This window comes from Pantoea rwandensis, assembly GCF_002095475.1.
In the GTDB taxonomy this organism is placed as follows: Bacteria; Pseudomonadota; Gammaproteobacteria; order Enterobacterales; family Enterobacteriaceae; genus Pantoea; species Pantoea rwandensis.
Genome location: NZ_MLFR01000033.1, coordinates 19,944 through 32,204, shown reverse-complemented (window position 1 = coordinate 32,204; position 12,261 = coordinate 19,944). Strand labels below are relative to the sequence as shown.

Annotated in this window: 13 protein-coding genes and 1 pseudogene; 8 read left to right on the top strand and 6 right to left on the bottom strand. The window is 53.3% G+C overall.

The features are described from left to right. Positions 1-9: 9 nt before the first annotated feature. Positions 10-1,639 (top strand): annotated as a pseudogene (locus HA51_RS22965) (isovaleryl-CoA dehydrogenase). Here HA51_RS22965 and bsmA read toward each other — a convergent pair. Together bsmA and HA51_RS22955 are read right to left on the bottom strand one after the other, a co-directional pair. After that, entirely contained in the window at positions 1,613-1,939 is a 327-nt protein-coding gene (bsmA, locus tag HA51_RS22960) for a biofilm peroxide resistance protein BsmA (RefSeq protein WP_084937245.1), read from the bottom strand. The pseudogene HA51_RS22965 and the gene bsmA sit on opposite strands and share 27 nt — an antisense overlap. Positions 1,940-1,995: 56 nt before the next feature. Then, positions 1,996-3,927, bottom strand: a complete 1,932-nt coding sequence (locus HA51_RS22955) for a methyl-accepting chemotaxis protein (protein ID WP_084937242.1) — start codon at positions 3,925-3,927, stop codon at positions 1,996-1,998. 159 nt (positions 3,928-4,086) lie between these two features. Between HA51_RS22955 and yjfP the strand changes: the two genes are divergently transcribed. Beyond that, positions 4,087-4,836 carry an esterase gene (yjfP, locus tag HA51_RS22950; RefSeq protein ID WP_084937240.1) on the top strand — a complete coding sequence of 250 codons (750 nt, stop codon included), beginning with the start codon at positions 4,087-4,089 and terminating at the stop codon, positions 4,834-4,836. Positions 4,837-4,884: 48 nt separating this feature from the next. Here yjfP and HA51_RS22945 read toward each other — a convergent pair whose 3' ends face one another. Next, positions 4,885-5,094, bottom strand: a complete 210-nt coding sequence (locus HA51_RS22945) for a hypothetical protein (protein ID WP_084937238.1) — start codon at positions 5,092-5,094, stop codon at positions 4,885-4,887. Between the two features lie 384 nt (positions 5,095-5,478). Here HA51_RS22945 and rpsF point away from each other — a divergent pair, with 384 nt between their 5' ends. The 4 genes from rpsF to rplI are packed head-to-tail and all read left to right on the top strand — an operon-like array spanning position 5,479 to position 6,919. Continuing rightward, positions 5,479-5,874: a 30S ribosomal protein S6 gene (gene rpsF / locus HA51_RS22940; RefSeq protein ID WP_084937237.1), complete on the top strand. Its 396-nt coding sequence runs from the start codon at positions 5,479-5,481 to the stop codon at positions 5,872-5,874. Positions 5,875-5,880: 6 nt separating this feature from the next. Further along, positions 5,881-6,198 (top strand): primosomal replication protein N, encoded by a 318-nt coding sequence (gene priB, locus HA51_RS22935; protein ID WP_084937235.1) that lies wholly within the window; start codon positions 5,881-5,883, stop codon positions 6,196-6,198. Between the two features lie 4 nt (positions 6,199-6,202). Continuing rightward, entirely contained in the window at positions 6,203-6,430 is a 228-nt protein-coding gene (rpsR, locus tag HA51_RS22930) for a 30S ribosomal protein S18 (RefSeq protein ID WP_004392491.1), read from the top strand. 39 nt (positions 6,431-6,469) lie between these two features. After that, complete coding sequence (gene rplI, locus HA51_RS22925) at positions 6,470-6,919, top strand: 50S ribosomal protein L9 (RefSeq protein WP_084937232.1); 450 nt, start codon at positions 6,470-6,472, stop codon at positions 6,917-6,919. Positions 6,920-6,974: 55 nt separating this feature from the next. Here rplI and HA51_RS22920 read toward each other — a convergent pair whose 3' ends face one another. Beyond that, positions 6,975-7,631 (bottom strand): LysM-like peptidoglycan-binding domain-containing protein, encoded by a 657-nt coding sequence (locus HA51_RS22920; protein ID WP_158087385.1) that lies wholly within the window; start codon positions 7,629-7,631, stop codon positions 6,975-6,977. A gap of 195 nt (positions 7,632-7,826) precedes the next feature. On the opposite strand from HA51_RS22920, the gene bamJ reads away from it, so the two are divergent. Continuing rightward, positions 7,827-8,447, top strand: a complete 621-nt coding sequence (gene bamJ / locus HA51_RS22915; RefSeq protein WP_084937227.1) for a BamJ family beta-barrel-assembly machinery protein — start codon at positions 7,827-7,829, stop codon at positions 8,445-8,447. 49 nt (positions 8,448-8,496) lie between these two features. On the opposite strand, the gene HA51_RS22910 is transcribed toward bamJ, so the two are convergent. Continuing rightward, positions 8,497-10,443 carry a bifunctional 2',3'-cyclic-nucleotide 2'-phosphodiesterase/3'-nucleotidase gene (locus HA51_RS22910; protein WP_084937224.1) on the bottom strand — a complete coding sequence of 649 codons (1,947 nt, stop codon included), beginning with the start codon at positions 10,441-10,443 and terminating at the stop codon, positions 8,497-8,499. A 292-nt stretch (positions 10,444-10,735) separates the two neighbouring features. On the opposite strand from HA51_RS22910, the gene cysQ reads away from it, so the two are divergent. Next, on the top strand, positions 10,736-11,482 hold the full coding sequence (cysQ, locus tag HA51_RS22905; RefSeq protein ID WP_084937221.1) for a 3'(2'),5'-bisphosphate nucleotidase CysQ: 747 nt from the start codon (positions 10,736-10,738) through the stop codon (positions 11,480-11,482). A gap of 124 nt (positions 11,483-11,606) precedes the next feature. Here cysQ and HA51_RS22900 read toward each other — a convergent pair whose 3' ends face one another. Beyond that, positions 11,607-12,161, bottom strand: a complete 555-nt coding sequence (locus HA51_RS22900) for a YtfJ family protein (RefSeq protein ID WP_084937219.1) — start codon at positions 12,159-12,161, stop codon at positions 11,607-11,609. Positions 12,162-12,261: the final 100 nt, after the last annotated feature.

Here is a 12,261-nt window from a genome sequence, read left to right as displayed (position 1 = left end):
TGCAATGTGATGCCTTGGACAACCCACAGTGTTTTCAATCAGCCTCAGCCACTCAGCAACACTAACCTGTTTACCCGCGACAGCGCCTTGGTCGAAGCGGTCACTCGTGAAGGTGCTGGCTGGGATCGTGAATGGCTCGCCTCCGTCGGGCTGCAACTTGGCAGCGCCGAATCGCTTGAATTAGGCCGCCTGGCCAACACCCAATCACCAGAATTGCTGCGCTATGACGCGCGTGGAGAGCGGCTCGATGAAGTCCGTTTCCATCCTGCGTGGCATCTTTTGATGCAAGGCTTGTGCGCCAGTCGTTTACACAATCTCAGCTGGCAACCGGATGTGCAGCCGAAAGCGATGGTAGCGCGTGCCGCTCGTTTTATTCTGCATGCCCAAGTGGAAGCCGGTTCGCTCTGTCCAGTCACGATGACGCACGCTGCCATCCCGTTACTGCAAAACCATCTGCCTGACACTTATGCCAGCTGGCGTGAACCCCTGCTCAGCGATCGCTACGATGCGCATCACCTGCCGGGTAGCCAAAAAACGCGGCCTGTTGATTGGCATGGGGATGACGGAGAAACAGGGCGGTACGGATGTCTTGAGCAATACGACACGCGCAGAGCCGCTTGGCGTGCGCGGATCGGGTGAGCCTTATCGGATTACCGGCCACAAATGGTTCTTCTCGGTGCCACAAAGTGATGCGCACTTGATTCTGGCGCAAACGTCACAGGGACTGAGCTGTTTCTTCCTGCCACGGCTGCTGCCGGATGGGACGCGTAATGCCATTCGTATCGAACGATTGAAAGACAAATTGGGGAATCGTTCCAATGCCAGTGCCGAAGTGGAGTTTCAGGACGCGATTGGCTGGTTGATGGGCGAAGAGGGTGATGGCGTCCGCTTGATCCTAAAGATGGGCGGCATGACGCGCTTTGACTGTGCACTGGGTAGCCATGGTTTGATGCGTCGAGCACTCTCCATCGCTGTTCATCACGCGCAGCAGCGTCAGGTGATGGGTAAAAATCTCAGCGATCAGCCGTTAATGCGCAGCGTGCTAGCGCAACAGGCGCTGCAACTGGAAGGGCAAACCGCGCAGCTGCTGCGATTGGCACGTGCCTGGTCAACACCTGCCAGCGCACATGAACGTCTATACGCCCGGCTGTTCACGCCCGCGGCAAAATTCGGCATCTGCAAAGCGGGTATGCCATTTGTGGCGGAAGCGATGGAGGTGCTGGGCGGTATCGGCTATTGCGAAGAGAGTGAGCTGCCTCGCCTTTATCGCGAAATGCCGGTCAACAGTATTTGGGAAGGTTCGGGTAATGTCATGTGCCTCGACGTATTGCGCGTTTTAGGACGTCATGCGGATGTGATGACGATGCTGAATGATGAGTTCGATGCAGTGAAAGGCAGTAACCGTCACTTTGATCGTCGCTGGCGTCAGCTACGGCTGCAATTGAATAACCTGCGTGAAGGCGTGGCACGAGACGTGACGCAAGAGCTATTGCAGTTGGCGAGCGCGGCGGTGCTACTCAAAGTGGCTGAACCGCCGCTGGCCGATGCCTGGTGTAATCAACAGCTGGATATGCGTGGCCGACGTGGGCTGAGTGACGATCTCGCCACGCGCTTACTGCTGCGCGCCGGCGCCAGTTGAGGGAGCGCCATACAGAATGGCCGTGCCATACCAAAAACCGGGCAAGGTAGTTTCATCCAGCATCAGAATTTGATAATAGACCGCGCCCAGTTGGTTGGCTCGCGCGGCCAGTGCGCGCTCCGCATCATCGGGCGATCCACGTGTGGTGACCGTGATATTGCCGAGTTTACGCAAGCCGTCACTTTGCGCACGACTGATCTCTTGCGCGTGGCTGGTGGGCGGTGGCGGTGCCTGAGGCGTGGTTTTGAACGCAGCACAGCCACCTAACAACAGGCTTATGACCAAAAAAAGACGACGCATAGCTTGATCCAGAAAGAGGAAGATGGCTCCAGTTTAAGCCATCTTCCTGACTCGTATCAGTCCTTCAAATGAAAAATGCTCACTAACTGCGTTAAATGATGTCCTTGCTGGCTTAACGTGTGTGCGGTGGACTCGGATTGGGAAACCATATCACTGCTTTGATGAGTAGCTTGGCCAATGTGATTCATCGCCAGATTGACCTGACCAATGCCAGCCGCCTGCTCCTGTGCGGCAATATTGATTTCGCCCATCAGCGTTTTTACCTGCTCAATGTGGCTGACGATGTGCTGCATCGCCTCGCGCGTCTGCTCTGAAAGCGAATGTCCCGCCTCGACTTTGTCGATTGAGGTAGTGATTAACGCATCGATCTCTTTCGCCGCCGTGGCGCTGCGTTGCGCCAGGGCGCGAACTTCCGCCGCGACCACCGCAAAGCCTTTACCATGCTCACCGGCACGCGCGGCTTCAACCGCGGCGTTGAGCGCCAAAATATTGGTCTGGAAGGCAATGGATTCAATGACATGAGTGATATCGGCAATGCTCTGTGATGCGATGCGAATTTCAGCCATGGTTTCCACTGAGCGTGCGACAGTATTGCCACCCAGATCGACAGTGCCGGCCGCTTCACTCACCAGCGCCATCGCCTGACGCACGTTGGCGGCGGTTTGTGCCACGGTCGCGCCAAACTGTTCCATGCTGGCAGAAGTCTCTTCGACGCTGCTGGCCTGACGACCAATCTGTTCGCTGATGCTGGAGCTACTGGCCGCGATGGTATCCGTACCCCGGCTGATATCACGCGCGGCATGGCGTACCTGGCTCACCACTTTCTCAAGCCCATCACCGATGCCATTGATGGCAGAGATCAGTTGGCCGATTTCATCCCGGCGTGAGGAGTCGAGATGCGCCTGCAAGTTACCCGCTGCATATTGTTCCGCCAGATGGATCACCTGCTGTAATGGGCGGGTAATCGCGCGGCGGCTGTACCACATAAAGCCCACGGCAAAGGCGATCACCAGTGCAAGGCCCATCGCTATAAACAGGTTACGGCTCTGAGTGATAGGCGCGAGCAGGCTGGCACGGCTCACTTCTCCGGCAATAACCCAATTCCAGCCCGGCAGCTGTTGCCACGCCAGCAGTTTGGTTTCGCCATCAAGTTCAATACTCAGTAATCCTTTTGGCTGCGTTAACAACTGTTGCTGCACGGCGGTATTCCAGCGCGGTAGTTGGCCCTCTGATTGGCGATCAAACAGATACTGTCCTTGTGTGCTACCCGGCGCACCGTTCAGTACAAAGAAACTGCCGCTATCACCGAGATGCCGTGCCAGCACTTTGTCACGCATCAGCGCGTATTGCGCATCGATTTGCACACCCACGAACAGAATGGCGATTACGGTACCACTGTCGTCCTTAACGGGCTGATACTGCGTGATATAGCGATGGCCAAACAAGGTAGCCAGGCCACGATATACTTCGCCTTGGTTCACGCTGCGCCAAGCCGCACTGCTGCGATCCAGTTTGGTGCCTATCGCGCGGCTACCATCTTCCTTTTTCAATGAGGTGGCGATGCGGAAATAATCCTCACCGTCGCGCACAAAAATGGTCGATACCGCGCCAGTGCGGTCCAGAAAATCATCCACCGCGATTTGATCCAGATTGAGGGTTTTCAGCCCTGCGCGCAGAGTCGGGGTGCTGAACTCGCCCACCTGAATGCGTTCGCTTTCATCACGGCTAAAGCGCTTGGGCAGAAAGCTCTGGAACAGTTTAGTGTAATTCGCCACTTCTTCTGACAAGGTGGCATTGAACATCGTGGCCATCTCATTGATGCCCGATACCTGATTCTGCATATCGTCTGTGGCGAGTTGTTCCAGTTGACGAGCAGCGTTATGGCTCAGGGTCAGAGTGAGGGCAAATAGCACAATGGCGACACTGATAGACGTCAATACAGACAGTTTAATGCCAAGACTCATGGCGCTGAGAGAGAGACGCTTCATAAAGTACCTATTAAAGAATATTTGAGGGGTACAAGATCAACGGCAAATGCGGCAAAAGGTTTAGTACAGAAATTATTCTGATGACATGTGAAGTCGCTCGCGTTTTGCCGTTCAACGCTTACACTGTGACGGGTGATAATCATTCTCAACGGAGGCGGTATGATTGAGTTGGCAACGGAAAACCTGGCAGGCATTGAGTGTATTCATGCGGCTCCCGCGGGACTGCGGCAGGCACGCTTACCCACCATCCTGTTTTATCACGGATTTACCTCATCCAAAGAGGTGTACAGCTACTTTGCGGTGGCACTGGCGCAGGCTGGATTCCGCGTGGTGATGCCGGACGCCGATATGCACGGATCGCGCTACAACGGGGATACCGAAACGCGTATGACGCACTTCTGGGAGATCCTTAGACAGAACATTGACGAAGTCCCGTTGCTAGAAGCTGCACTGCGTGAGAAGGATTGGATTGCGGATGAGCGTTTTGCGGTGGCCGGGGCCTCGATGGGCGGTATGACGGCACTGGGAGCGATGGCGCGCTATCCACAGATTCACAGCATCGCTTGCATGATGGGCTCAGGTTACTTTATGCAATTGAGTCAAACGCTGTTCCCGCCGCTGGTGGCGCGCACGCCAGAGCAGAAAGAGACGCTAGCCGCCCGCCTCGCACCGCTGGCACCTTACGATCCCAGCCAGCAATTAGACAAGTTGGCTAATCGCCCCTTGCTGCTATGGCATGGTGAAGCTGATGAGGTGGTGCCGTTTGCCGAAACGGTCCGGCTGGAGAAAGCGCTGCGTGAAGCCGCGTTGAATGACAAAATGACCTACCTTTCGGAAAAGCAGATTGGCCACAAAATTACGCCATCCGCTCTCACCGCGTTGGTGAGTTTTTTCAAACACCATCTTTAGAAACAACTCGGGCTGGCAAACGATGCCAGCCCGTTACGTCGTCCGATATTACAGTTGTGAAGCTAAACGATCTGCTGCACTGGTATTCGCACTGACTGGGTTACTACTGCCAGGCGTATCCAGCCGGTTGACGTAGACATAGCCTGAAGCCGCATTGCTGCTGTTACTTCTCATCTGCTGCGCGTAGTCAGCGGAGCTGGCAAGAGCGGGTGTAGACAGGAAGAGACCCAGTAAAGTGGCGAAAATGAGGGTTTTCATCATCGACCTCCTACTCACAGGGATTTCACTCTCAGACGCGCCGGATAAGCCAAACCGTTGCGCCTGTAAATAGTTTAGTAGTTTGTCACATTGATGCCAGATCGCCCTGTTGAACGCCTCCATCAGCAATTTTGAATAACCCTTCACTAACCTGCTGAATCTTAATCCTTAGCACAAAAGGTGCGCTTAACTGGCACGACCCCCACGATTTGATGAATTGTGCGCTTGAGTTTCCTGGGGTACGCCAGTATGATTACGCGTCAATTTTTCAGCTGCATTCAGAGGTGTGTTTCATTTAAATGATTCACAACCTATAACGTTCCTTGCTTCCATGGGCCGCAGCTGACCCCGACAGGAGGCTGAATAATCCGTAAGGAGCTATCGATGCGTCATTACGAAATCGTATTTATGGTCCACCCTGACCAGAGCGAACAGGTTCCAGGTATGATCGAGCGTTACACTGGTGCTATCACCGGTGCACAGGGCACGATTCACCGTCTGGAAGACTGGGGCCGCCGTCAGCTGGCTTACCCAATCAACAAACTGCACAAAGCTCACTATGTTCTGCTGAACGTAGAAGCGCCGCAGGAAGTGATTGACGAGCTGGAAACTAACTTCCGCTTCAACGACGCCGTTATCCGCAGCATGGTTATGCGCGTTAAGCACGCGGTAACTGAAGCATCTCCGATGGTTAAAGCGAAAGATGAGCGTCGTGATCGTCGCGAAGACTTCGCTAGCGAATCATCAGATGACTCAGATGCTGGGGATTCTGAAGAGTAATCCGACATGACGGCAAATCGACTGCGCCTGTCAGGCACTGTGTGCAAGACGCCAGTTCGAAAAATCAGTCCGTCAGGGATTCCACACTGCCAGTTCGTGCTTGAGCATCGGTCTGTGCAGGAGGAAGCCGGTTTTCACCGGCAAGCTTGGTGTCAAATGCCGGTGATTATCAGCGGCAGCACCCACCAGGTGATTACTCAACATATAACGGTCGGTACGCAACTCACTCTCGAAGGATTCATTAGCTGCCATCAGGCACGCAATGGTCAGAGCAGAATGGTGTTACATGCCGAGCAGATTGAATTGATAGATTCTGGAGACTAGCCAAATGGCACGTTATTTCCGTCGTCGCAAATTCTGCCGTTTCACAGCGGAAGGTGTTGTAGAGATTGATTACAAAGATATCGCTACACTGAAAAACTACGTTACCGAAAGCGGTAAAATTGTACCGAGCCGTATTACCGGTACTCGTGCAAAATACCAGCGTCAGCTCGCTCGTTGCATCAAGCGCGCTCGCTACCTGTCCCTGCTGCCATACACTGATCGTCATCAGTAATTGGTAGTTGTCCATTAACGACTTTAAGAGGATAAGGTAATGCAAGTTATTCTGCTTGATAAAGTAGCAAACCTGGGCAGCCTGGGTGATCAGGTTAACGTTAAAGCGGGCTACGCTCGTAACTTCTTGGTTCCACAGGGTAAAGCTGTTCCTGCTACCAAGAAAAACGTTGAGTTCTTCGAAACACGTCGCGCTGAACTGGAAGCCAAACTGGCTGACGTTCTGGCTGCTGCTAACGCACGTGCAGAGAAAATCAACTCACTGGGCACCGTTACCATCGCGTCTAAATCAGGCGACGAAGGTAAACTGTTCGGTTCAATCGGTACCCGCGACATCGCTGATGCAGTCACTGCAGCTGGCGTTGAAGTGGCTAAGAGCGAAGTGCGTCTGCCAAACGGCGTTCTGCGTTCTACCGGTGAGCACGAAGTTGACTTCCAGGTTCATAGCGAAGTGTTCGCTAAACTGGTTGTGAATGTAGTGGCTGAGTAATCTACTCAGTTGTGCGAAAACGCCGGCCATGTGCCGGCGTTTTTGTTTCTGCGATTTACTGCGCGCGGATAAAGCTGCCGTCGGGCTGACGGGTGAACAGCACCGGGCCGTTGCTTCCATCCACCGTTAAGCCTGTCACCACGCCTTGTGCATTCTGGCGCACCTTCACCTGCTGTCCGTTTTTCAGGGCGCTGAGCGGCTGATCGCTGCCTTCCACGCGCGCCATCGCGAACACATCATTCACTGGCAGATTATTGTCGCGGAACAGCTGCGCCAGCGTTTGGCCCGATGACACCGTATAGTTGTGCCACTCCCCCTGAGAATCAGTTTTCGGCTGGGTGCTCTGTGGCTGCTTGTTGTCGTAAATCTCCGCCTGTAACGGTACCTCTTTGCTACTGTTATCTACCGGGCGTTCGATGGGATATTGCGGTGTACTGCTGGGCCAAAGAAACGCGAGCAGGAGCACCAGCAGAGCAATCACGATACCGCGACGATGGAAGGCTGGAAGCGGATCCATCCAGCGCACATTATCCAGCAGATGCCAGACACGTAATAGCACGGCGGGCACGCGGGAAGGGGTGTCAGAAGCCATTCTTAAATCCTCCTCGCTGGCGGCCTTACGTTTCAACTGCGGCAGCCAACGTTGCAACCTCGGTAATGTAAAAGTACGCGGTACGCGCGTCCTGCGACGTCGTGGGGCGATTTGGCCCATGTATTCTCTCTTTCTTAGCGCTACAGCTATAGTATGGGCAATACGGGCGTGAAGTGCCTGCCAGCATTGAAAAATTTGACCTGTGTATTGTTTCTCTTTCGCTGAGAAATGTCATCTCTGCCGCAGCAGATTTTACGCCAGCCGCCCGCGCTGTTATGCTGCCGTTTCTATTTTCTCCGGGATTAAGGAATCAAAATGACCACCCCTTCATTCGACAGCGTCGAATCACAAGCAAGTTACGGTATCGGTTTACAGGTTGGCCAGCAGTTGCAGGAATCTGGACTGCAGGGTCTGCAGCCGGAAGCACTGCTTGCGGGTCTGCGTGATGCGCTGGAAGGCAACTCACCGGCTGTCCCTGTTGACGTGGTACACCGCGCGCTGCGTGAAGTGCACGAACGTGCGGAAGGCGTGCGTCGTGAGCGCATTGAAGCCATGGCTGCGGATGGCCATAAATTCCTGGAGCAGAATGCCCAGCGTGAAGGTGTGAGCAGCACTGAATCTGGTTTGCAGTTCAGCGTGATCACTCAAGGCGATGGCCCAATCCCTTCTCGTCAGGACCGTGTACGCGTTCACTACACCGGTAAACTGATCGACGGTTCTGTGTTCGACAGCTCAGTCGCGCGTGGCGAACCTGCTGAATTCCCGGTCAGCGGCGTAATCGCTGGCTGGATCGAAGCGCTGACCCTGATGCCAGTGGGTTCTAAGTGGGAACTGGTGATTCCACAAAACCTTGCATATGGCGAGCGCGGTGCTGGCGCATCCATCCCGCCATTCAGCACCCTGGTATTCGAAGTCGAGCTGCTGGAAATTCTGTAAAGAAAGCGGGCGCCATGAATGAATGGCGCCCCTACATCTGATACATAACTTACTGCTTCTGCAAATCTACCTGCCAAATCGCAAAACCTATCTCGTCACTGCCTACCGCTTTCATCGGATAATCAGCGTACTTCTCAATAAACTGCGTGGCTTTCTTGCCCGGTGCGGTTTCAAAGCGAATATCCAGCGGCGTATCACTGTGAATGGGCGCTAAACGCCAGTTGTGATCGGCCTGCGGTTTCACTTCGCCGTGTGCTGTGGTTTCGCTACTGATATAAGCCGCGACCACAGAACGGTTCTCATCCGGTGAAGCAAATGCCACGTATTTATCGCCGGTGCCGGCAAACTTGCCGCCGTAAGCACGATAGTTGTTGGTGGCGACGAGGAATACCGCATTAGGATCGATGGGCTTACCCTGCCACGTCAGATCTTTAACGCGTGATGCGTCTTTGTTGATCAATGTGCATTCACCGTCATAGCGTGCGGGCTGCGTCACATCGATTTGATAATCGACACCGTCAATGACGTCGAAGTTATAAGTACGGAAATCCCAGTTAATCAGCGCTTGCGGCTTATTGCTGTGCGGATCGATCTGATTAAACTGCCCGGCTGAACACTCCAGCCACTCTTTCACTTGCGCACCGGTGACTTTCATCACCACCAGCGTGTTGGGGTAAAGATAGAGATCGGCGGCATTGCGGAAAGTGAGCTCACCTTTCTCTACTTCGGTATAGCTGGCGGGATCGTTTTTACGCCCACCGGCTTTAAACGGCGCAGCAGCGGAAAGCACCGGCAGGCGACCGAGATCGGGATCGCCCTGGATAAAGTGTTCAACATAGGCGCGCTGTGCATTATTGACGATCTGCACGGTAGGATCGTCCTGCACCAACGACAGATAGCTGTACATCACATCAGCCGATTTACCGATAGGTTTGGCGACAAACTCACGCGTGGCGCGATGATCCTGCTCCAGTACTTTCACCAAGCTTGTATCTTCCGCCGCCAGTGACTTTTTGCCGACGGGATCATAGATAGGTCGCGCTTCAGCTTTGCCCTGTGTAACCTGCCATTTGCCGCCCTCGTTATTCAGCACCAAATCGACCACACCGAGATGATCACCCCACATTCCGGGCATCACCGAGGGAACACCGTTCAATGTGCCTTGTGCAATGTCAGCGCCTTTAATGGCGGCAAACTCTTTGCTGGGGAACACGGCATGCGCGTGACCAAACATAATGGCGTTAATGCCCGGCACTTGGCTGAGGTAGTAGACCGAATTCTCCGCCATGGCGTGATAAGGCTCACTGCTTAAACCGGAGTGCGGAATGGCGATGATTATTTCAGCACCTTTTGCGCGCATTTCCGGCACATAGCGCTTCGCTGTTTCCGTAATGTCATCAACGCGCACTTTTCCCTGCAGATTGTTGCGATCCCATACCATAATCTGCGGCGGAACGAAGCCGATATAACCAATTTTTAACTGATGTGCGTTACCGCTACGGTCGGTGACGGTGGTTTCTTTGATTAAGTAGGGTGTGAACAGCGGTTTTCCGCTCTTTTCATCGATAATGTTGGCATTGACGTAGGGGAAACGCGCGCCAGCAATCGCTTTCTGCAAATAAGGTAAACCATAATTGAATTCGTGATTTCCCAGGTTGCCAACCTCATAGTTCAATGTGTTCATCGCTTTGTAGACAGGATGCACATCGCCCTTTTTCAATCCCTTAGCGGCCATGTAATCGCCCAGTGGACTGCCCTGAATGATGTCACCGTTATCGACCAGCACACTGTTTTTCGCTTCTGTGCGCGCCTGTTGAATGAGCGTCGCAGTGCGTACCAGACCAAATTTCTCGGTTGGCGTGTCTTTGTAGTAATCGAAATCCATCATATTACTGTGCAGATCGGTGGTTTCCAGAATGCGCAGATCCACTGTAGCGGCTTGCACCGAGGCGGCTGTCACACACAGCGCCAGTAACGACATGCTCGCTTTGAACATGGCTTTCTCCTTGTTTTACGAATGGGCCTCTCAAAATAATGTAAAACGATTACGATTTATCATTTCAATTTGTGATGTGTCTCAGACTTTCACGCATCAGCAGGCTTCGCTGTTCGGTAAAAAGGGATTAAGGATCACGCCATAGCCGCCAACCTTGAACTATGGTATTGATAATCATATAGATTGCCGTTTCAGACAGTTCAGCCGCAGAGCATCGGGACACAACTGCTAAAATGTGTAGAGGTGAGCTGTTGATGTCTGACAGGCAGAATCAGCGGAAAAGAGGTGAAAAATGTTAGATAAAATAATCCAACTGGCGCGTGAAGCGGGCGATGCCATTATGCATGTCTATGCGGGTGAACAACCGATGGATGTGACACGCAAGTCGGATGATTCGCCGGTAACGGCTGCCGATCTCGCGGCGCATAAGGTCATCGTGGAAGGGCTGGCGGCACTATCACCCGAAGTCCCGGTGTTATCGGAAGAAGATCCGCCGAGCTGGGCCGTACGTCAGAACTGGAAAAAATATTGGCTGGTTGATCCGCTGGATGGCACCAAAGAGTTCATTAAGCGTAACGGAGAATTCACCGTTAACATTGCCCTGATTGAAAAGGGTAAGCCGGTACTGGGCGTCGTTTATGCACCCGCGCTGGGTGTGATGTATTCGGCAGCCGAAGGTAAAGCCTGGAAAGAGGAGGGCGGCCATAAAACCCAGATTCAAGTGCGCGAGGCACGTCCACTGCTGGTCGTCGTCAGCCGCTCGCATATGGATAAAGATGAAGAGCTGAAAGAGTATCTGACACAGTTGGGCGACCATCAAACCACCGCAATCGGCTCTTCATTAAAATTCTGCTTGGTGGCGGAAGGTAAAGCGCAACTTTATCCGCGCTTCGGGCCAACCAATATTTGGGATACCGGAGCCGGTCACGCGGTGGCGATTGCGGCCGGTGCCCATGTGCATGACTGGCAGGGAAAAACTCTTGACTACACACCGCGTGAATCCTTCCTGAATCCGGGCTTCCGCGTCTCGCTGTTTTGATTCCTGGTGCGCATGAATGCGCATCCTACGAAAATTGCACCCAGCAATTTCGCGATTAAAATCCGAAATGGGTAAAGATATTAAGTCGGGCAATGTAGGGGCGCCATTAATGGCGCCCTCTGTTTTACTGCAACAGTTCACGAATCAGTTTCATCGCTTGCTGCACCTCATCCTGTGTCAATGCACCCTCTTTGGCATAACGGACATGCCCGGTCTTATCCAGCACCAAAATGGCTGAACCGCCTTTCTCCAATTCCCAGACCTTACGCACGTTGCCGTTGCTGTCCACGATAAACTGCGACCAAGGATATTGCTGTTTATTGCTCTCAATGCTGCTGCGCACAAACATGCCGGTGCCGGGAATGGCATCGTCAGTATTCACAATAGTGGTGGTCTGATAGCGGTCATGTGGGAATTTTGCCGCTTTGATGGCTTCAATCAGCGCGGCGTTCTGTTCTTTAGCCGAAGAGCGTCCGGCAATATGTAAGATGACCCGCACTTTTCCACTCAGCTGCGCGCTATTCCAAGGTTGATAGCTAAACTTATCTTGTTGATAAAGCAGCTCGCCTCTATCGCTCACACCCACCGGTGGCACGCGATCACCGATCTTAAAAGCATGGGCTGAGACAAGGGTTGGGGCCAGCAATGCCAGTGCTATCAAAGAGTGTACCAAACGCATGTTGATGCTCCTTAGTGATCCGACCAGTTATTCATGTTTTTGCAATATTAGGCGTGGATGATGCGCCTGTCGCGATGAGTTAACAGCTTTGCAACCCACG

What these genes read in the sequence shown, in the direction of transcription:
- rplI (WP_084937232.1), top strand. Translation starts at nt 6,470, where the DNA reads ATGCAAGTTATTCTGCTTGATAAAGTAGCAAACCTGGGCAGCCTGGGT.
- rpsR (WP_004392491.1), top strand. Translation starts at nt 6,203, where the DNA reads ATGGCACGTTATTTCCGTCGTCGCAAATTCTGCCGTTTCACAGCGGAA.
- HA51_RS22920 (WP_158087385.1), bottom strand. Translation starts at nt 7,631, where the DNA reads ATGGGCCAAATCGCCCCACGACGTCGCAGGACGCGCGTACCGCGTACT.
- HA51_RS22945 (WP_084937238.1), bottom strand. Translation starts at nt 5,094, where the DNA reads ATGAAAACCCTCATTTTCGCCACTTTACTGGGTCTCTTCCTGTCTACA.
- HA51_RS22955 (WP_084937242.1), bottom strand. Translation starts at nt 3,927, where the DNA reads ATGAAGCGTCTCTCTCTCAGCGCCATGAGTCTTGGCATTAAACTGTCT.
- priB (WP_084937235.1), top strand. Translation starts at nt 5,881, where the DNA reads ATGACGGCAAATCGACTGCGCCTGTCAGGCACTGTGTGCAAGACGCCA.
- cysQ (WP_084937221.1), top strand. Translation starts at nt 10,736, where the DNA reads ATGTTAGATAAAATAATCCAACTGGCGCGTGAAGCGGGCGATGCCATT.
- bsmA (WP_084937245.1), bottom strand. Translation starts at nt 1,939, where the DNA reads ATGCGTCGTCTTTTTTTGGTCATAAGCCTGTTGTTAGGTGGCTGTGCT.
- rpsF (WP_084937237.1), top strand. Translation starts at nt 5,479, where the DNA reads ATGCGTCATTACGAAATCGTATTTATGGTCCACCCTGACCAGAGCGAA.
- HA51_RS22910 (WP_084937224.1), bottom strand. Translation starts at nt 10,443, where the DNA reads ATGTTCAAAGCGAGCATGTCGTTACTGGCGCTGTGTGTGACAGCCGCC.
- bamJ (WP_084937227.1), top strand. Translation starts at nt 7,827, where the DNA reads ATGACCACCCCTTCATTCGACAGCGTCGAATCACAAGCAAGTTACGGT.
- HA51_RS22900 (WP_084937219.1), bottom strand. Translation starts at nt 12,161, where the DNA reads ATGCGTTTGGTACACTCTTTGATAGCACTGGCATTGCTGGCCCCAACC.
- yjfP (WP_084937240.1), top strand. Translation starts at nt 4,087, where the DNA reads ATGATTGAGTTGGCAACGGAAAACCTGGCAGGCATTGAGTGTATTCAT.